This window comes from Roseomonas elaeocarpi (genome assembly GCF_042433915.1).
In the GTDB taxonomy this organism is placed as follows: Bacteria; Pseudomonadota; Alphaproteobacteria; order Acetobacterales; family Acetobacteraceae; genus Roseomonas; species Roseomonas elaeocarpi.
Map to the genome: position 1 here is coordinate 639 of NZ_JBHLUN010000033.1, position 15,131 is coordinate 15,769.

Consider the following 15,131-nt stretch of genomic DNA (forward strand, 5'->3'; position numbering starts at 1 on the left):
ACCCGGCGCCACACGGTCGGAATAGGTGTCCAGCACCCCGAACACCGAGCCGTAGCCCGCGAAGGTGCCGTCCGGCGCGACCTCCTTGATCTCCAGCCCGAAGTCGAGGGTCTTGCGCGACGAATGGCCGTCGCGGACTTCCAGACAGGCGCCGGCAGGCCGGCGCGCAGCTCCCCAGCGCATCGCATTCTCCTTGCTTCGGACCCAGCCGGGCCCTAAATTCTTTCCCGCACGGACCTGCGGTCGTTTCGGACGTATGCCGATGGACAGCGCTCCAGCGCTGAGCATGAGGCTCGGCAGGCCGTGCATTCCACTTCTCAGAGCGGGTGCTTCGTCAGGGTCCACACCTTGAGGCTGCGGGTCCGCTTGTTCACGGTCAGCACCGCGCGGTAACGGGCCTTTCCGACCGCTCCTGAAACCACCACCGTCTGAAGCTTCTGCGCGCGGGTCAGGCCACCGGACGCCACGCTGCCCTTTTCATGCACCAGTGTACGCAGCTTGCCGTAGTCGTCCGGCCCTACCGCCATCTGCCCACGCGGGCGCTCCGTGCGGCTCGAACCATGCTCGGCATGGATGTGCCGGACCTGGTCAGAGCCCAGTCCGAGGCGCCAGCCCCTCACGTCCCGCCCGGCGGCGTGGGAGAACTCCTCCCGCTCGATCTCGCCGAGATCCAGGGTTTCCTGGTGGTTCTTGTCGGCGATCGAGCGCCGAGCCATCCGCCGGACCCGGCGCTTGCCGGCACCGCGCCCTCGGAACTTGCCGTTCTCGTCGCGCGGATGCTTCGACGGGTCGAAGCTCCGCAGGTCATCTGCGAAAGGGCGGCGGCCCTTCGTCGGCTGGCCTCCGGCATCCTGCTGCCCGTCGTCCTCGGCCTGGCCGGGTGTCGCCATGTTCAGTGGCTGCAGCGGCTCGCTCAGGCCATCGATCTCGTCCAGATCCTCCCAGCCACGCGCCTCGTTGCGCACCAGCCAGCCGTCCTTGATCGCCTGCCCGTAGGCGGCATACCGGGTCTTGATGTCGGCCCGCTCCAGCGCGGCCACGTTGTGCTTCACGAAGACGCCCGACCGGCTCTTGCCGATCAGGTCGCGCTGCACCGTGCGCTCCCAGCGCAGGCACCACGGCAGCAGGCTGTACTTCACGTGCGCCAGGAAGAAGGCCTCGGCGGACGCGAAGGTCGAGGTCTTGTCGGAGTGCCCGATCATCTGCGGGAACACCCGCAGCGCCCGCGCGATCTCCTCGATCTGGTTCTTGCGGGTCTCGAGGTGCTGAGCATCCACGCCCGTCATGCTGATCGGCGTGAACTTCGCGTTCCGGTCCAGGATCAGCGGCCGGAACAGGTTGTCCTCGCCGATGAAATTCGCCTCGATGTGGGCCCGCAGCAAATCGTAGTCCGACTTCTGCAGTGCGCCGTCCACCGAATACAGGCCGGAGGTGTGCAGGCCGTTGCTGTGCAGCTTCGCGTGCGCCGTCTCGGTCGCCACCGCCAGGCCGATCGCCTCGCGCGCCAGGCGGAAGATCTCCAGCCCGGCGAAGCCCGACCAGCTCGGCCCCCGCAGGTGAAGAACCTCGGAGGCCTTCAGCCTGAAGGACGCTCCGTCGGGCAGCGTCACCTTGTGGATGACGCCCCAGTCCTTGTCCTGCGTGGTGACCACCCACTGCGGCAGCAGCGGCAGCAACTCGCGGACCTCGCCGCGGACCACGTTCTTCCAGGCGTAGCCGTTGCCGCACAGCACCGCGTGCAGGGTCAGCTGCTCGCGTAGCTCCGGCCCGCTCTGCCAGTCGTTGGGCCAGTCCAGCACCTGCTGCACCGGGTCGTCGGTCAGGTAGCTCCGCTTCTTGCCCTGCTGCTGGATCAGCTTCAGCGGCAGGCCGGAGGTGTCCTCCGCGATCACCCGGCAGCCGGCCAGCACCGCCGTCACGTAGAGCGACTGGTCCGCGCTGACCGTCACGCCGCCCTTCGATACCCTGCCGCCCGTCAGCAGGTCGCGGAACAACTCCAGCGACCCATAGCGCGGCGCAGCCGACCGCTCCTCGCGGCCGATCAGGCGCGACCAGAAACTCATGCGTCCGGCCTCCCGCCGCTATGCCTGCCAGAAGGACCTGGCAGGCGCCGGCGCCACGGACGAAGCCGCCCCGACTGCCATTGCCAGCGCCACCATCCCGTCGATGCGACCGCGGGACCGCTTCTTGTCGAAAAAGCGGTTGCCCTGCCCGTCGAGGACCAGGGTGGCGTTGCCCGAACACCAGCGCGTCACCGCGCTGTCGTGGATCGTGATCCCCTTCGCCAGGATCAGATCTTCCAGCGCCTGCACCGAGCGCGGCATCCACAGCTGCTTCTCGCTATGCAGGCCGCGCTGCCCCTGCGCATGGCGGATCATCTTCAGGCCCGAGCCCTCTGGCTCCTTCGGCCCCTGGAACTCCCAGGTGGCGAACCCCGCCTCGGAGGCCGCATCGCGGAAGGTCTGGAAATGCGCCAGGTCGAAGGCCATCGCCTCCACCCGCTGCTCCGCCACTGTCCGCTCAACCTCGGCCACCACGAAGCTCATGCCGATGGTGCGCCCGGGCACCGCGTTCAGCAGCTTCTCCTCGGACCACTGCAGGTACGGCGCCTTGTCCTTGGCCTCGGCGTCCGCCATCCCCTCGCGCGGCTTCCAATAGGAAATGCGCGCGTACAGGTGCCCCGTGGCTCCGCGCCAGACCTTGGCCAGCGCGGTCAGGTCGTTCCGCTGGGAAGGGTCGAGACCGAGCCAGCAGGGCATGCCCTGCATCTCGTCCTCATCCACCTCGCCCAGGGTGCTGTCCCACAGGTCCTCGTCGATCCAGTATTCCGACGAGCCGACCGGCACCCCGAAGAACAGGCGCTTCACCGAAAGGGCCTTGGACGCCAGCCCGCGGGCCTTCGCCACCTCGTTGCGCACGTTGTCGATCGGATAGGTGATGCCCAGCGCCGGCAGCGATTTCACCCAGCAGCTTTCGTCCTCGAAGGGATCGTCGCTGGGATCGGTGCGGGCGATGAACACGAAGGACGTGTCGTCCTTGAAGTGCCCCTTCACGACGTTCTGGTAGAGCTCGCTGTACTCGGTGCCGACCAGCTGGTCCGCCGCCGGGGTGTTGGTGCCCAGCATCATCAGCGGGTCGCCCGGCATCTTGGTGATTGCCGCCGACCAGAGCTCGATCGCCTCGGCCGACTTGAACTCGTGGATCTCGTCGCCCAGCACCGCCGAGGGGCGCGGGCCCGACACGCTGTCGCCGTCGGCCAGCGCCTGGAACTTCGACTGGCTCTCCTGGTGCTCGATCTTCCAGGCCATGTCGCCGGTTCCGCGGATCACCACCTCGCCGCGCGCTTCCAGCGTGTCGCCCGGCTCCTCGCCCGGGATCTGCCCGCGGCACATCGCCACTGCGTCCTTGAACAGGACGTTCGCCTGATCCTTGCTGCCGGCGATGGCGTAGACCTCGGAGCGCTCGATCCCGCTGTAGCCCATCATCAGGATGCCGACGCCGGCCATCAGCGGCGACTTCGCCTGTCCCTTGCCAGTCTCCAGCCAGGCAGTGCGGTACCGCCTCAGCCCGTCCGTGCGGCGCCAGCCGAAGAGGCTGCCCACCGTGAACAGGTGCCAGGGCAGCAGGTCGAAGGGCTGGCCGGCCTTGGCGCCCGCTGTGATGGTGAACACCGCCGGGAAGAACCCGATGGCGCGGTCCGCCAGGTCCGGCCGCCAGACCAGACCGCGGGACGGGCCATCGCGCAGGTCGCGCAGGTGTCGCTCCGCTGCGAACCGCACCAGCTCGCCCGCGATGATCTTGCCGGAGACGACATCCTGCGCCCAGGCGGTGGTCGGGTCAGGTGGCGGCGCGCTTGCCGAGGTAGCCGTCCGCTGCCGTGGCACGTTTCGCCTTCCTCTGCACCTTGCCGGCCGCTGCGCGGCGCCGCGGGGTCAGGCACAGCTCCATCTCGGCGCTGGTGGCGTCGGCGTCCGCCGCGCGCATCTCCACCTGCCAGATGTTCAACTGCGGCACCTTGGTCCGCTTGGCGGCCACGACGGCGCCGAACTTCATCACGTTGGCCGCCGCGACATCGTATCGCAGGTAGGCCAGCACCAGGCGCTGCACGCCGTGGCGGTTCACCGGCGCCAGGGTCTGCACGTCCCGCAGCTCGGCGGTCACGCGCACCCATTCGCGGTGCGCCATCCCGCGCAGCTTCTCCTCCAGCCCGTCCTCACGCTCGGGGATCAGCAGTTCCCAGTCGGGCTCATCCACATCAGCGCCGGGGCCGACGATCACGTCACCCATTTCGGCCTCTCAGGCACGGAAATCCGCGCCAAACCGGGCCCAGGCCGAAACCCCCCGGTCAGTTTTTGGTCTCTGCGAAAAGGAAACCCCCTGTCGGTCCAGGCCCCCATCGGCCCCAAAGATCGACCCTCCCCCTCCCCCAGCGTCATCACCCGCGCCAGACGCATGACTGAGAGAGGATTTCGCCCACTTCAATGCGTCCGACGCATAGCTCTTGGTCGACCCTCAGGCGGTCACCTTGCGCCCTCTGTTCCAGGGGTGCTCGGGGTCGAGAGGGCGGCCCGAGGGGTCGCATCCCTGCACTCGCATCTGGCCTCCGCCCTTCCGTGCGCCGCCCCGCTGCTCCTTCACCTGGTTGTCGTGGGTCCGGCAGAGGCTGCGCAGGTTGCTCAGGCTGTCTGCCCCACCGTGACGGCGAGATACGATGTGGTCGACCACCACGGCGCGCTGTCCACAGCCCGGCACCACGCAGGTGTGACGGTCTCGCTGCAGCGCCTGCTTCCGCAGGGCGAGCCACGCAGGAGAGACGTAGAAGGGGTCGCGCAGCTTGGCAGGGTTCGCCATGGCCTCTCCACGAAAGCGAAGGCCATCGACGACCAACAACGGTACAAAGTCAGACCAACTGAAGGTGGATGATCCTGCCACTTACACACGTTATGACCACGGAAACAGGGCAGCACCTATCGTTACACGATTAAATCGCACAGGACTTCATGATGTTCTACAGCTTCCGTTCCGAGCCGAGGATGGTGGTGCGGTACGGCCCTCAGGGTGGTCCAGTGTGGAACTACCGCGGCGCACTGATTGAGACGGGTTCGATCAAGAACGGCCGCGAGAACTATCTCCGGATGAAAGGTCACCCCGAAAACGGTGAGCGCTTTGATTATCCGATGGCCATTGTGGAAATTGTGGACTGGTGGATCGACGAACACCAATGCGGCGAGGCGCCATGAAGATCGAAGGCGCCGACGTTCTACTCCCACGCCGCGCACCACGATCGTGAGGAACGCGAAACACGCCCAGGGCCACGAGGCTCTGGGCGTCCCGCATTAGGTTTCAGCCAACGACCTACCGGCTGGAACTCGAAGTCCGGTGTGGGGTCCTCTGCCCTGCCGCATGAAAGCCTGCCTGCTGTGCCTGGCTCTGGCAGAGGTAGGTACCGCGCTTGGTCTTGCCGAACAGCTGGTCATTTTGCGGGTGGTAAACGTGGCTGTTGGTGTTGCCCCACACGATGGGGTCAGATCCACAAGCCTGCTGAGCAGCCGCGAGGCTATCGTAGTGTGCCGCTGTCACCCGTGCTCCACGCTGTGGACTAGCCTGGGCATGCGGCTGCGCGGGTGGCGATGCACTCGTTGTTGGCGTTGACGGAGTTGCACCGGTTCCGAACGGGTTCGGAGTTGTGCCGGACTGCTGTGCCACCGCGGGCAGAGCGACGGCGAGCAGGAGCATCGCTAATGGGAGAGTTCTCATTGGAGAACCGTCCGCCCCGGGACTTCCGGCCGCAAGTGAAAGCAGCGCAAGAAGGCTGCCATCCGTTCACGACCCGCTGATGCTTCAGTCCCGGAAACGCAAAACGCCCGAGGCCGTCAGGCTCCGGGCGCAGATCTAAAGGATGACAATTTCCTACCCTGTTTGGTCCCCGGGTTCAAGCACCTGCATCTCGGCCTTCAGAAAGGCTCAACTGCAGATGTGGGAGAGCTGGATGAGTTGCTTGCTCGGAGAGCTAGTGTTGGCCAAGAACCCCGACATCGACGCGCTCGCTGAGGCGCTCACCGATTGGTTGGAGCATGATGATCCGATAACGTTCAAGCTGCTGGTTCAGATCAGCGCATTGAATAATGCTGCTTGCTCAGCACGTCGCCTTCTCGCCAATCATCTACCCGCCCAGCCACGACGTGATCCAGGCTGCGGCAAAAAGGCACCTTCCGACCAAGCAGGCGATGGAGGGCGCCACCACACAGGCCCACCACGATCTCCTGATGGCTGTCCAGCGCCGCACCTCACAGACAGACACCCTCTCCCGTTACATCATCTTCGCGGACTGAAGGCACCGGCGGTTACCTCCTAGTCCAATGGTCGGCGAGGAGATCCAGCGCCTCGCGCAGCAGGTGGGCGGCCCGCCCGTGCCGAATGCACAGATCCTTCTCGATTTGCTTCAGCCGCTCCTGCTGGATCACCGCGGCAAGGAACACGGCTGACAGCCGCAATCCCACAGCCTGGATTGCCGCAGTGCGCTCGGTCATGGCGTCCAGCTGGCGCTGTGACAGGTGCCCCTTCTGCCATGGCGCCAGCGCACCGGGCCCGCTGTCCTCCCGCGCCCCCTCGGCCAGGGCATACAGATCCCGGAACTTCTCGGCCGCCACCCAGTGTGCGGCGGTGAGATCGCCCCCATCGTACAGCCGTCGCACGGGGTCGTGCCGCCGGTGGCGCCGGATGGTGCGGTTCGGGTCGTCTGGGTCCGCAGCGAACTCCTTGTCCTGCGGCCGCTCCGGGGTATGGGCGTCGGTGCCCACCGCCACCGCACGCGCCACCGCCTCCCGCCCGGTCAGCACCCGATCGTAGTGCACCAGCTCGCGCACCAGGTGCCCGGCCTTCGCCTCGAGCCGATCGCCTCGCTTCAGGTCGATCAGTTCAGGCTCGCGGTCGACACGTCGATGATGCTCTAGTGGCATGGCGCTAGAGCCCCCCACCCAGCATGAGGTTCAAAGGCATGAACCGGAAAGCGGACGAGGACGCGGCCGACATCGCGGCTGTACGTGAACAATTTGCCTTCGTTGCCCGACAGGGCCGGGACGCCTCGGTGTCCGAAGTTCTTCCCGAAGTACTGACAATGCGCCTGCTTGCCGGCGAAAGCCCGGTGAGTGTCTGGCGCGAGCATCGCAGTATGACCTTGTCGGCCCTCGCCAGCGAGGCGGGCGTTTCGGTCGCTTACCTGAGCGAGATCGAGACCGGGAAGAAATCCGGAAGCGCCGCTGCAATGGCCCGCCTCGCGCAGGTCCTTAGTGTTCACGTCGAGCAGTTGGCAACCCGTGTCGAAGGATGAGCGCCGCGTCCGACCGCCCATCGAGCGCAACAGCGCGGAGGAAGAGGCGCAGATATAGGCAGGCATCGACGCCGATCCCGACAACCCGGAATGGAGCAGCGCTGAGATCGCTGCGGCGCGCCCTGCCGCCGAGGTCGTGCCAGAGATCGTAGAGGAGTACCGCCGGCGCCAGATGAAGCGGAAGTAGCTCACGTCGAGGCATCCCGAGACGCCAAAGCGCGCAGCACCACTGGGTTGCTGGCACGGAAGGCCAGCACCTGTGCATTCGGCTCGGCCGGCACTTGGCGCCTCGGCGCTTCCTGCGGCGCCGGCACCCTGGGGCGCGGCGGCTCGGCGCGGCGCAGGTGGAGGTTCGGCACCTCTGCCACCGCGCGAGGCGTCCGCAGCTGCACGACGTTGGTGTCCGCGCCAGCCTCCTTCGCCTCCGCCGCGATACGCTCGGCTTCCGCCACCGCCCATGGGCGCGGGTGGGCGCCGCGGCGCGTCAGCGTCAAGCGGGTCTCCTCTGCCGTGCGCCACCGCGCCGTAGCGTCAGCGATGGCGGCGATGCCCGCGAGGCGGGCGTCCCACCATGCGCGGTCCTCGGCCTCCTGCTGCTCCTCGGTTAGCACGGCCACCACCACCGGCGCCGCCAGCACGGGAGCGGACGGCGCCTGGGCAAGCCACCAGCCGCGCAGCTCACCCACGATCTTGCCGTAGGCGGGGAAGAACTCGCAGGCCGACGCCACCGCGGCGAGGCTGGCGGGCGTGAACGCCTCGTCCGAGAACTCCGCCGCCAGCATCGGCACGTAGAGCGCCACCTTGGCCTGCGCCTCCTTGGAGGACAAGTTGCCGGCGCAGAGCCCACCCAGCAGGTTCAGCCACTCGCGGACGGTGCCGAGGTCAGCGGGCACGGCGGTTCTCCCCTCCGGGCAGGAAGCGGTTGGTCAGCAGCGGGTTCTCACCCTCGGCGGCAGCGGCGCGGTCGTCGGCGAGGTTCTGCAGGAAGCCGTTGCGGAACTCGGGCTGTGCGCCGGGCCGGCGGCCCATGCGGTGGGCGATGGCGGCCTCGATCCAGGCGATGGGATCGACCGGCCGATGCGCCTCAGCGTCGGCCAGCACCTGGGTGACCACGGTGCAGTCGTCGCCCGCCTGCTGCAGCCAGCGGCCCAGCATCCGGCCGGCCTGCTTCTCGGGCTTGCCGGTCAGGCGCGAGAACGCAGCCCGCCCTTCCCGCCAGAGGTAGGCTCTAGCATCGACAGGCGCCGAAGCCTCCACCAGCGGCGGCACGCCACCGGCGTGCCCTGAGCGAAGCGAAGGTTCTTCTGACTGTGACTGTGACTGTGATGTGCCCGGCATATGCACCGACGATGCATTTGCAGGTGCATTTGCATTGCTTGTGCTCTGCTCCTGCTTGGCCTCGCGTACCTTGTTCCACCGGGCATCAGCCGCCTTCGACCTCTTGCCGGAAACGCCATTGGCGCGCTCCCGCTCCGCATCGAGACGCTTCTGGCGCAGGAACCCACCCTCAGCCGTGAAGAACCGGCGCAGGACGGGACCGACCTCCCTCTCCCACTCCCGCCGCTCGACCTTGGCGATGCCAGAGAGCATGCGAGCGTCATCGGGGAGCGGCCCGTTGCGCCAGTAGTGCATGAGCAGTAGGAGATACGCTCCGTGCTCCTGTGCAGTCAGGTGCATGGTGTCGGCGAGATAGTCGCCGATGTAGAGCGGCATCCAGGCGTCGGATTTGCTCACTTCGCGACCTCCACAAAGTTAACCACGCGCTTCACGCCAATTGACGTCAGCATGGCGTCGGTGGGCGGCTTCTTCCCGTTCAGGACCTGCGACACGAAGCTGGAGGAGACGCCCAGGCTGTCGGCGTAGGCGCGCTGCGATCCGGCCGCCTCAACTGCCTTCCCGATCCGCAGATAGACTGCCGCAAGGGTCACAGGCGCCACAGCTGCACGCTCCACTGGCGGTCGGTCAGCGTGCGGTCGCGCACGATCACCAGCGCCTCGCAGTCCTTGTCGTTGATGACGGTGCGCTGTGCCTGCAGCAGGTCCGGCACCGCCTTCAGGTTGTCGAGGTCGTGCCCCGTCCCCACCGCGACCCGCATGGCGTAGCGGCCGAACTCGTGGTGGCTGGCGCGCTGGCGGTTCATTGCCCAGCCGGCTTCCTGCTTCCACGCTTCGTACATGACGGTCTGCGCCATCTTCCCGCGCGCGATCGGCTTCCACAGCTTGTTCGTGCTGGGCGGCACGGGCAGGACGATGGTCAGGTCGGCGGGACGGTCGGGGATCACCGGAACCTCTGCGCCGTCTCAGGCAATGCCGGCGGGCCGCGACGCAGCGGCGCCAGCGGATCTGGCACCCGATCGCAGACCGACACGAAGGGGCGGTGCTGGCGCTTCGCCGGCTCCGACGCGATGGGTAGGCGCAGCCGGACGATGTCCATGCGCGCATCCACCTCGGCCGGCGTGATCTTCGGCAGCCGCTGCTTCCGCTCGGTGTCCCGCGGGTCCACGTGCATCCCCGCGCGTGCAGCGCGGTTCAGGATGGTGAGGACGCGCCCGAACGACATGCGGTGGCGGTCAGCCAGCGTGCAGACGCCGGTGCTGTCATTCCACTGCTTCACGATCAGCAGTTCAGTCTTGCTGAGAGGCTTGGCCATCAGGCGTCGTGCCCCGTGAGCTCGGTGATGCGCCGCTGTGTGGCCGCGATCCGGTCGCGGATGCGCTTCGCTTTGTCGGTCAGCGAGTTCAGCTGCGCGTGCCGGTACAGCAACTCGTCAGCAGGCGTGCCCACCCAGAAGCGCCAGAACGCAGCGATAAACTTACAGCCCATCCTGGGCTCCTTCGATGCGAGCCAGCAGCGCATCGAGCGCCGCGACCTCTTCGGCGGCCCGGGCGCGGTCCTGCTGCAGGCGACGCGCGTAGGCGCGCTCCAGCTGCTGGAACTCGTCGGCCGTCACGTGGCTGACGTTGCCCCACCAGTAGGAAAGCGCCCGACGCGGGCTGATCCCAAACTGGCGGGCGATGGCGGATGCTGCCGCCTTCACGCTCCCGGTATTGGCGCGCTCACGGGCAAAGCCCTCGCGCACCCACCCTGTGGCGATCTCAGCGTGCGACATGCACAAGCCCTTGTGCGAAACACTCAACACGGTGTGCGTCTCCAGTGTGATGGTCAGACCCATGGAGAGAGTGACCAGACATGGAGGACGCAGGATGCGGGGGGATCGGTTGCCGCCGATCCTCCTCGTCGTTGAGGCGGACCGCGCCGTTGCCGACACGGCCCGCCCTGGCCACCATGGGAGACGCGACCCAACCCATGGAGGAACCGATGCTGCCCACCCCGAAGAGCCGGGAAGAAATGCAGAACCAGGAGCGCGTGCGCGTGATGGTTCTGACGCAGGTTGTCGCCGCCACCGTCGCCGCGCTCGACGGACGTCTCTTCAACGCCGCAACGAACGCCTTGCGGTTGCTGCAGCAAAACGCCGATGCGGCAGGAAGGCCCGAAGACAGCTTGCTCCTGCTCGACGCCATCGAGGAAATGACGACAGTCATTCTGCGGTACCGCGAAGCTCAGGGCGGCTGACGGGCAGCGCCAAGCTTTCGCTCAACCCGCTCACGACCTGCCGCACTTCAGCACGCAAAGCATCCGAGCTGACCAAACTTGGAGGATCGAGCCGATCCGCCAGCGCGCGAAGGAGGGCGGTGAGGTGACGCATCAGGCCGCCACCGAAGTGTCAGCGCGCGCGAAAAAGTCAGCGGGCTCGATGGTGATCCCAGCAGCCCGCGCCTTCTGGATGACATCGCCTTGACGGCGGGCGGGAATAACTCCGGCGTTCTTCCAGGACTGCACCGTAGTGGGCGGGCGGCCGAGAATGGCGGCCGCCTTCCGGGTTCCACCGAGCTTGCTGACGATAAGAGCGGCTGGGTTCATGTACGACATATTCGGCACATGACGCCGAAAGTCAACGATCTTGTCGTACAGACAAGCTGTGCGATTTCGTCGTACGGCAAGGGAATGGCGGATGACGAACCGGCGGCGATCCGCCTCAAGCAGCTACGGGAGCGCTCCGGTCTCTCCGTTCAGGCCGTTGCGGATGCGCTCGGGCATGAAGGGCGATCGACCTACGGCAGCCGTGAAGATCCCAAGAAGGCCAAAGGCCGTTTCATAAAGGTTGAGCACGCTGTGTCTTACCTGCCCATTTTCGTTGGTCGCGGTCACCCTCCCATCACCGAGGAGGATGTGATGGCACTGACCGGGGTCGACACGCTGCCGGCACGTCCAGCCCCAAACAAACTGTCCAGGGATGATCCGGGCGAGCCGGAGCCAGGACACATCGTCCTCCGCGAGTATGACGTGGCGGGCGCAGCGGGGGCCGGCGCCATTCCCCATCTCGGATCAAACGGCGAGGCCCGTGTTCTGGACGAATGGCGCGTCCCGAAGGCACTGCTTCCCGCTCAGTATCAAGGCGGAAGCATCTCCATCATACGGGTGCAGGGAGACAGTATGGTCCCCGAACTAATGCCCGAGGAGAGGGTGATGGTCGACACGTCCCAGACCTTCATCGGACCGGAGGGCATCTACCTCGTTGTGCTGGACGAGAGCCTGCTGGTGAAGCGCGTCCAGAAGGTGGGTGGCGGCAAGCTGAAGCTGATCAGCAGAAATCCGGCTTTCGAACCCTTAGTCGTACCCGGCGAGGAAATCAGGGTGGTGGGGCGCATCATTGGTCGCTGGGAGTGGAAATGATCTGGCGCCTCTCTGACCGCCAGTCCAGTCCTCAGTACCGAAAGCGGTAGTTGACCGATGCCCCCTGGCTTCTTTGCATTTTGTAAAGATTTAGCTGGAAAGCTCTCAAAATATGGTCCTGACCCACTCCTTTTCTGGGGATGGCTCTGCATATCTGTAGTTGTCGCAATCATTGGAAAAGGAGGGCAGTACTCCCTAGCTACAGGCGTCCTACTGTTTTTGGCATTGCTTCTCTATCATCTGCGTCGCTCATCTAACGAGCGCCATGTTGAGCGCATGGAGCAACTTGGTGTGGAGAGGATTGTTGCAACTGGCAAGGCCATGAAGCTCTTGCGCCACCAGGCGGCGCAGGGCAGCCTGCCGTTAGACCGACATGGTCAGCTCGGTGAGCGCTCACCATCTAAGCGGACAGGAGGTTCAGATGAGTTTCTGGATTGATCCAGCGCTTGGTGTCGCTGGGGCTGGAGGGCTGATGCTGGGCTGGCTGGTACGCAGCCGCCGTTCTGCAGAGCGCAGAACTCGTGATCTGCGAGATGCTGCCGCCTATCTGCAGGATCACTACACCGCTCTCGAAATGGTTCTGCGAAACAATCAGGTAAGCAGTGAAATCAAGAACTTCGTTGTTGAGCTCAGCGATATGCTGGAAGAGGAGCGGCTTGCGAAGGAGCTTCTAATTCATTGGAGTACCGATCCAGAGACATCGCCGCGACCTGGATCCAACGGGATGTTTGTGGAGCAACTATTGAACTTGGCGGTCGAAGATCCGGCGGCTTACGCTGACGTGATGCAGTGTGTGAGTGCCGGCCTCCTTGGGGCGACACTCCGGTGGCCAGAGACAGCCCCATATTTCCAGGCGGTTGCGGCTAGATTAGCGACGCAGCCAAGAGCAGACGTCGCGGTGGTTCGCCTGGTGGCTGGCAACAGAGGCTTCGACAGAAGCTTTGGCGCGATGCCTGCCGCCGCCTAAGCATACAGGTTGCAACAGGTTGCACCCCGCCCGCTCCGGCCGGCGGGGTTTTTCGTACAACCATTGTACGATTTAGTCGTTGACTTCGTACGCACTGTTCGTACATTGGTTCCGTCACCCACGGAGCTTTGCCGCAATGATCTCCGCCGCCGCAGCAGTTGCTGCACCGCCTTCGCCGAACCTTGTAGCCTCGCCTGACGCGCTGGCGGACCTGCGCCACAACGGCGCGCTGCAGATCATCCGCCTCGCGCTGAAGCCGCTGATCCGCCCGCGGACGCAGCAGGATCTCACGGCACGCAGCACGGCGCTGCTGATGCACTTGGCGTTCGAGCAGGGACCTCACACCGTGGGCCGCGCCGCCGAGGCGCTCGAGCTCTCGAAGCCGGTCATCTGCCGCGAGATGGATGCTCTCGCGCGCTGCGGCCTCACCGTCCGGCGGGACAATCCGAAGGACGGGCGCGCCCCACACCTGGTCGTCACTCGCCGCGGACAGGCGGTGCTGGAGCGCCTCGGCGCCCTGGACACGGGGATCGTCTGATGCGCGCCCTTCGCCCTGCCCTGCACCGCCTCCTCGACTGGCTGGACGCGCGCGCCGCCTACCGCGCCAACGGCGATGAGATCCCTGACAACCTGCGTCCTTCGAAGGGCATCGCGCTTGGCCTTGCGGCCGGCGCCGTCATCTGGGTCGCCCTGTTCAAAGGCGGGACCGCCCTCGCCTCCCTGGTGCTCTGATGGTGCGGGACCATCGCGACATGCGTGCGGCGGACGGTAATCGCTCCGCCGACCGCCCGGGCGAGTTGGTCCTCCTGCGGACGATCCTGGGCATGGAGGGCAATCAACCGCAGCCGACGACCTACAGCTCGCCGCACGACGCAATCGACGCGGCCATGCTGTGGCTGCCCATGCAGTCGGTCGCAGCTGGCATCCTGGCGCCGTTCCGCGATCCGGTGCCGTTTCGCCTCCGCATGCTCGCCCGGCGGTTCAACACCAGCGTCCGGACGCCCGCGGCAATCCGCCGCTTCCAGCTCAGGGCCCTGGAGGTTGTCCATGGCTGACGCCTGGGACGCCATCCTGGCCGAGATCGCTAGCATGCGCCGCGGCACCGTCGCACGCATGCAGCCGGCGCCCGAGTTCATGGCGCTCAGCAAGGCGGTGCAGGTCGCCACCGGCGATCTGGCGAAGGTGATCCGCACCCCCAGCCCGAACCCGGCCTTCGCCGGGCGCCAGCACACCACCACGCCGCGGCAGGACCTGCTCCGCGCGGCCGCGGTGATCGTCGTCGCCATCGAGAACCTTGATCGGAACGAAGGCCGGGAGGCCGCACAGCATGCCTGATGGAAGCACCATGCCGAAGGCGAAGCGCGTCCCGGCAGCTGAGGCGCCCGCCGGCGCCACGATCCTGGCCGGCCACCTGCTGCGCGTCGTGCGCCAGGCGAAGCTCGCCACCGCGCGGCGCTGCGCCGTTCCGGTCCTGACCTGCCTCCTCCTTGAGGTGGCGGAAGGCCGGGTGACGGCGATCGGTACCGACATGGAGGCGGCCTCCGTCGCCACCGGTCCGGCTGCCGGCGTCCTGCCTCCCGTGGCGGTACCGGCCAGCCGCATCGCCGCGCTGCTGCACAATCTGGCGCCCGAAACTGAGGTGACGCTGAGCCTCCCGGATGCAGGATCGCTGCTGATCAGGGCCGACACGCTGAAGGCGCGACTGATCGCCCAGCCGGCGGAGGACTTCCCGGCCATTAAGCAGATGCCCGAGCACGCGGCTCGCTTCGGCATCCAGCTCGCGGATCTCGAGCGCCTGATCACCGGTCCGGCGCATGCCATCTCGACCGAGGAAACCCGCTACTACCTGAACGGGCTCTACCTGGAGCCGGAGCCGAAGCACGAGCCGCCGCGCCTGAATGCCGTCGCCACTGACGGGCACCGCCTCGCGGCGTTCCACATGGACATGCCGACAGGCGCTGAGGTCTGGGGCGGCGGCATCGTGCCGCGAGGATCGCTTGCCATCCTGCGGAACATCCTGGGCGGGCGCGCTGCCGGCGAGATCAGGGTCACCGCCAGCGACAAGGCCATCGAGTTCACCGGCCTGGACTGGCGGCTGCAC

26 protein-coding genes are annotated in these 15,131 nt (G+C 66.5%); 12 read left to right on the plus strand and 14 right to left on the minus strand.

Features of this window, described 5'->3' with window-relative positions:
* From ACFFGY_RS22265 to ACFFGY_RS22285, 5 genes are all read right to left on the minus strand, one after another.
* Nucleotides 1-183, minus strand: a 183-nt coding sequence (locus ACFFGY_RS22265; protein ID WP_456316184.1) for a hypothetical protein, incomplete at its 3' end; no start/stop codon positions are given.
* Nucleotides 184-317: 134 nt separating this feature from the next.
* Nucleotides 318-2,063 carry a phage portal protein gene (locus tag ACFFGY_RS22270; RefSeq protein ID WP_377046737.1) on the minus strand — a complete coding sequence of 582 codons (1,746 nt, stop codon included), beginning with the start codon at nt 2,061-2,063 and terminating at the stop codon, nt 318-320.
* A gap of 18 nt (nt 2,064-2,081) precedes the next feature.
* Complete coding sequence (locus tag ACFFGY_RS22275) at nt 2,082-3,884, minus strand: terminase large subunit (RefSeq protein WP_377046738.1); 1,803 nt, start codon at nt 3,882-3,884, stop codon at nt 2,082-2,084.
* Entirely contained in the window at nt 3,838-4,287 is a 450-nt protein-coding gene (locus tag ACFFGY_RS22280; protein ID WP_377046739.1) for a P27 family phage terminase small subunit, read from the minus strand. Before ACFFGY_RS22280 ends, ACFFGY_RS22275 begins: the two co-directional genes overlap by 47 nt.
* 225 nt (nt 4,288-4,512) lie before the next feature.
* On the minus strand, nt 4,513-4,851 hold the full coding sequence (locus tag ACFFGY_RS22285) for an HNH endonuclease (protein ID WP_377046740.1): 339 nt from the start codon (nt 4,849-4,851) through the stop codon (nt 4,513-4,515).
* A 149-nt stretch (nt 4,852-5,000) separates the two neighbouring features.
* Between ACFFGY_RS22285 and ACFFGY_RS22290 the strand changes: the two genes are divergently transcribed.
* Nucleotides 5,001-5,240, plus strand: a complete 240-nt coding sequence (locus ACFFGY_RS22290) for a hypothetical protein (RefSeq protein ID WP_377046741.1) — start codon at nt 5,001-5,003, stop codon at nt 5,238-5,240.
* Between the two features lie 885 nt (nt 5,241-6,125).
* Nucleotides 6,126-6,332 carry a hypothetical protein gene (locus tag ACFFGY_RS22295; protein WP_377046742.1) on the plus strand — a complete coding sequence of 69 codons (207 nt, stop codon included), beginning with the start codon at nt 6,126-6,128 and terminating at the stop codon, nt 6,330-6,332.
* 12 nt (nt 6,333-6,344) lie between these two features.
* Here the strand turns inward: ACFFGY_RS22295 and ACFFGY_RS22300 are convergent, their stop codons facing one another.
* Nucleotides 6,345-6,959: a DUF6456 domain-containing protein gene (locus ACFFGY_RS22300; RefSeq protein ID WP_377046743.1), complete on the minus strand. Its 615-nt coding sequence runs from the start codon at nt 6,957-6,959 to the stop codon at nt 6,345-6,347.
* Nucleotides 6,960-6,997: 38 nt separating this feature from the next.
* Between ACFFGY_RS22300 and ACFFGY_RS22305 the strand changes: the two genes are divergently transcribed.
* Nucleotides 6,998-7,330 (plus strand): helix-turn-helix domain-containing protein, encoded by a 333-nt coding sequence (locus tag ACFFGY_RS22305; protein WP_377046744.1) that lies wholly within the window; start codon nt 6,998-7,000, stop codon nt 7,328-7,330.
* A 188-nt stretch (nt 7,331-7,518) separates the two neighbouring features.
* Here ACFFGY_RS22305 and ACFFGY_RS22310 read toward each other — a convergent pair whose 3' ends face one another.
* Genes ACFFGY_RS22310 through ACFFGY_RS22340 form a run of 7 tightly spaced genes read right to left on the minus strand, consistent with a single transcriptional unit; the run spans nt 7,519 to nt 10,438 of the window.
* A complete protein-coding gene (locus ACFFGY_RS22310; protein WP_377046745.1) occupies nt 7,519-8,223 on the minus strand; it encodes a hypothetical protein in 705 nt (234 codons plus the stop codon).
* Complete coding sequence (locus ACFFGY_RS22315) at nt 8,213-9,064, minus strand: YdaU family protein (RefSeq protein WP_377046746.1); 852 nt, start codon at nt 9,062-9,064, stop codon at nt 8,213-8,215. Before ACFFGY_RS22315 ends, ACFFGY_RS22310 begins: the two co-directional genes overlap by 11 nt.
* Nucleotides 9,061-9,267 carry a hypothetical protein gene (locus ACFFGY_RS22320; RefSeq protein ID WP_377046747.1) on the minus strand — a complete coding sequence of 69 codons (207 nt, stop codon included), beginning with the start codon at nt 9,265-9,267 and terminating at the stop codon, nt 9,061-9,063. The genes ACFFGY_RS22315 and ACFFGY_RS22320 overlap by 4 nt, the downstream gene beginning before the upstream one ends.
* Entirely contained in the window at nt 9,255-9,611 is a 357-nt protein-coding gene (locus tag ACFFGY_RS22325) for a hypothetical protein (protein ID WP_377046748.1), read from the minus strand. The genes ACFFGY_RS22320 and ACFFGY_RS22325 overlap by 13 nt, the downstream gene beginning before the upstream one ends.
* A complete protein-coding gene (locus ACFFGY_RS22330) occupies nt 9,608-9,979 on the minus strand; it encodes a hypothetical protein (RefSeq protein WP_377046749.1) in 372 nt (123 codons plus the stop codon). The genes ACFFGY_RS22325 and ACFFGY_RS22330 overlap by 4 nt, the downstream gene beginning before the upstream one ends.
* Entirely contained in the window at nt 9,979-10,152 is a 174-nt protein-coding gene (locus ACFFGY_RS22335) for a hypothetical protein (protein WP_377046750.1), read from the minus strand. The genes ACFFGY_RS22330 and ACFFGY_RS22335 overlap by 1 nt, the downstream gene beginning before the upstream one ends.
* Nucleotides 10,142-10,438, minus strand: a complete 297-nt coding sequence (locus ACFFGY_RS22340) for a hypothetical protein (RefSeq protein WP_377046751.1) — start codon at nt 10,436-10,438, stop codon at nt 10,142-10,144. The genes ACFFGY_RS22335 and ACFFGY_RS22340 overlap by 11 nt, the downstream gene beginning before the upstream one ends.
* A gap of 197 nt (nt 10,439-10,635) precedes the next feature.
* On the opposite strand from ACFFGY_RS22340, the gene ACFFGY_RS22345 reads away from it, so the two are divergent.
* Entirely contained in the window at nt 10,636-10,902 is a 267-nt protein-coding gene (locus ACFFGY_RS22345) for a hypothetical protein (RefSeq protein WP_377046752.1), read from the plus strand.
* A gap of 132 nt (nt 10,903-11,034) precedes the next feature.
* Here ACFFGY_RS22345 and ACFFGY_RS22350 read toward each other — a convergent pair whose 3' ends face one another.
* A complete protein-coding gene (locus tag ACFFGY_RS22350; protein WP_377046753.1) occupies nt 11,035-11,250 on the minus strand; it encodes a carph-isopro domain-containing protein in 216 nt (71 codons plus the stop codon).
* Between the two features lie 18 nt (nt 11,251-11,268).
* Here ACFFGY_RS22350 and ACFFGY_RS22355 point away from each other — a divergent pair, with 18 nt between their 5' ends.
* The 8 genes from ACFFGY_RS22355 to ACFFGY_RS22390 form a co-directional block, all read left to right on the plus strand.
* Nucleotides 11,269-12,063, plus strand: coding sequence for a S24 family peptidase (locus ACFFGY_RS22355; protein WP_377046754.1), 795 nt, complete (start codon nt 11,269-11,271; stop codon nt 12,061-12,063).
* Nucleotides 12,064-12,120: 57 nt separating this feature from the next.
* Nucleotides 12,121-12,501, plus strand: a complete 381-nt coding sequence (locus ACFFGY_RS22360) for a hypothetical protein (protein WP_377046755.1) — start codon at nt 12,121-12,123, stop codon at nt 12,499-12,501.
* Nucleotides 12,485-13,030 carry a hypothetical protein gene (locus tag ACFFGY_RS22365; protein ID WP_377046756.1) on the plus strand — a complete coding sequence of 182 codons (546 nt, stop codon included), beginning with the start codon at nt 12,485-12,487 and terminating at the stop codon, nt 13,028-13,030. Before ACFFGY_RS22360 ends, ACFFGY_RS22365 begins: the two co-directional genes overlap by 17 nt.
* 136 nt (nt 13,031-13,166) lie before the next feature.
* Nucleotides 13,167-13,568: a MarR family transcriptional regulator gene (locus tag ACFFGY_RS22370; protein WP_377046757.1), complete on the plus strand. Its 402-nt coding sequence runs from the start codon at nt 13,167-13,169 to the stop codon at nt 13,566-13,568.
* Complete coding sequence (locus ACFFGY_RS22375; protein WP_377046758.1) at nt 13,568-13,762, plus strand: hypothetical protein; 195 nt, start codon at nt 13,568-13,570, stop codon at nt 13,760-13,762. Before ACFFGY_RS22370 ends, ACFFGY_RS22375 begins: the two co-directional genes overlap by 1 nt.
* Before the next feature lie 20 nt (nt 13,763-13,782).
* The gene (locus ACFFGY_RS22380; protein WP_377046759.1) at nt 13,783-14,085 is read left to right on the plus strand and encodes a hypothetical protein; all 303 of its coding nucleotides are present in this window, start codon (nt 13,783-13,785) and stop codon (nt 14,083-14,085) included.
* On the plus strand, nt 14,078-14,365 hold the full coding sequence (locus ACFFGY_RS22385; RefSeq protein ID WP_377046760.1) for a hypothetical protein: 288 nt from the start codon (nt 14,078-14,080) through the stop codon (nt 14,363-14,365). Before ACFFGY_RS22380 ends, ACFFGY_RS22385 begins: the two co-directional genes overlap by 8 nt.
* Nucleotides 14,358-15,131 (plus strand): DNA polymerase III subunit beta family protein (locus ACFFGY_RS22390; protein WP_456316185.1); only part of this gene is annotated, 774 nt, incomplete at its 3' end. The genes ACFFGY_RS22385 and ACFFGY_RS22390, both read left to right, overlap by 8 nt.

Coding starts and splice junctions, on each gene's coding strand:
- ACFFGY_RS22270 (WP_377046737.1), bottom strand. CDS start 2,063: ATGAGTTTCTGGTCGCGCCTGATCGGCCGCGAGGAGCGGTCGGCTGCG.
- ACFFGY_RS22280 (WP_377046739.1), bottom strand. CDS start 4,287: ATGGGTGACGTGATCGTCGGCCCCGGCGCTGATGTGGATGAGCCCGAC.
- ACFFGY_RS22285 (WP_377046740.1), bottom strand. CDS start 4,851: ATGGCGAACCCTGCCAAGCTGCGCGACCCCTTCTACGTCTCTCCTGCG.
- ACFFGY_RS22290 (WP_377046741.1), top strand. CDS start 5,001: ATGATGTTCTACAGCTTCCGTTCCGAGCCGAGGATGGTGGTGCGGTAC.
- ACFFGY_RS22295 (WP_377046742.1), top strand. CDS start 6,126: ATGCTGCTTGCTCAGCACGTCGCCTTCTCGCCAATCATCTACCCGCCC.
- ACFFGY_RS22300 (WP_377046743.1), bottom strand. CDS start 6,959: ATGCCACTAGAGCATCATCGACGTGTCGACCGCGAGCCTGAACTGATC.
- ACFFGY_RS22305 (WP_377046744.1), top strand. CDS start 6,998: ATGAACCGGAAAGCGGACGAGGACGCGGCCGACATCGCGGCTGTACGT.
- ACFFGY_RS22330 (WP_377046749.1), bottom strand. CDS start 9,979: ATGGCCAAGCCTCTCAGCAAGACTGAACTGCTGATCGTGAAGCAGTGG.
- ACFFGY_RS22335 (WP_377046750.1), bottom strand. CDS start 10,152: ATGGGCTGTAAGTTTATCGCTGCGTTCTGGCGCTTCTGGGTGGGCACG.
- ACFFGY_RS22340 (WP_377046751.1), bottom strand. CDS start 10,438: ATGTCGCACGCTGAGATCGCCACAGGGTGGGTGCGCGAGGGCTTTGCC.
- ACFFGY_RS22345 (WP_377046752.1), top strand. CDS start 10,636: ATGGAGGAACCGATGCTGCCCACCCCGAAGAGCCGGGAAGAAATGCAG.
- ACFFGY_RS22350 (WP_377046753.1), bottom strand. CDS start 11,250: ATGAACCCAGCCGCTCTTATCGTCAGCAAGCTCGGTGGAACCCGGAAG.
- ACFFGY_RS22355 (WP_377046754.1), top strand. CDS start 11,269: ATGACGCCGAAAGTCAACGATCTTGTCGTACAGACAAGCTGTGCGATT.
- ACFFGY_RS22360 (WP_377046755.1), top strand. CDS start 12,121: ATGCCCCCTGGCTTCTTTGCATTTTGTAAAGATTTAGCTGGAAAGCTC.
- ACFFGY_RS22365 (WP_377046756.1), top strand. CDS start 12,485: ATGAGTTTCTGGATTGATCCAGCGCTTGGTGTCGCTGGGGCTGGAGGG.
- ACFFGY_RS22370 (WP_377046757.1), top strand. CDS start 13,167: ATGATCTCCGCCGCCGCAGCAGTTGCTGCACCGCCTTCGCCGAACCTT.
- ACFFGY_RS22375 (WP_377046758.1), top strand. CDS start 13,568: ATGCGCGCCCTTCGCCCTGCCCTGCACCGCCTCCTCGACTGGCTGGAC.
- ACFFGY_RS22380 (WP_377046759.1), top strand. CDS start 13,783: ATGCGTGCGGCGGACGGTAATCGCTCCGCCGACCGCCCGGGCGAGTTG.
- ACFFGY_RS22385 (WP_377046760.1), top strand. CDS start 14,078: ATGGCTGACGCCTGGGACGCCATCCTGGCCGAGATCGCTAGCATGCGC.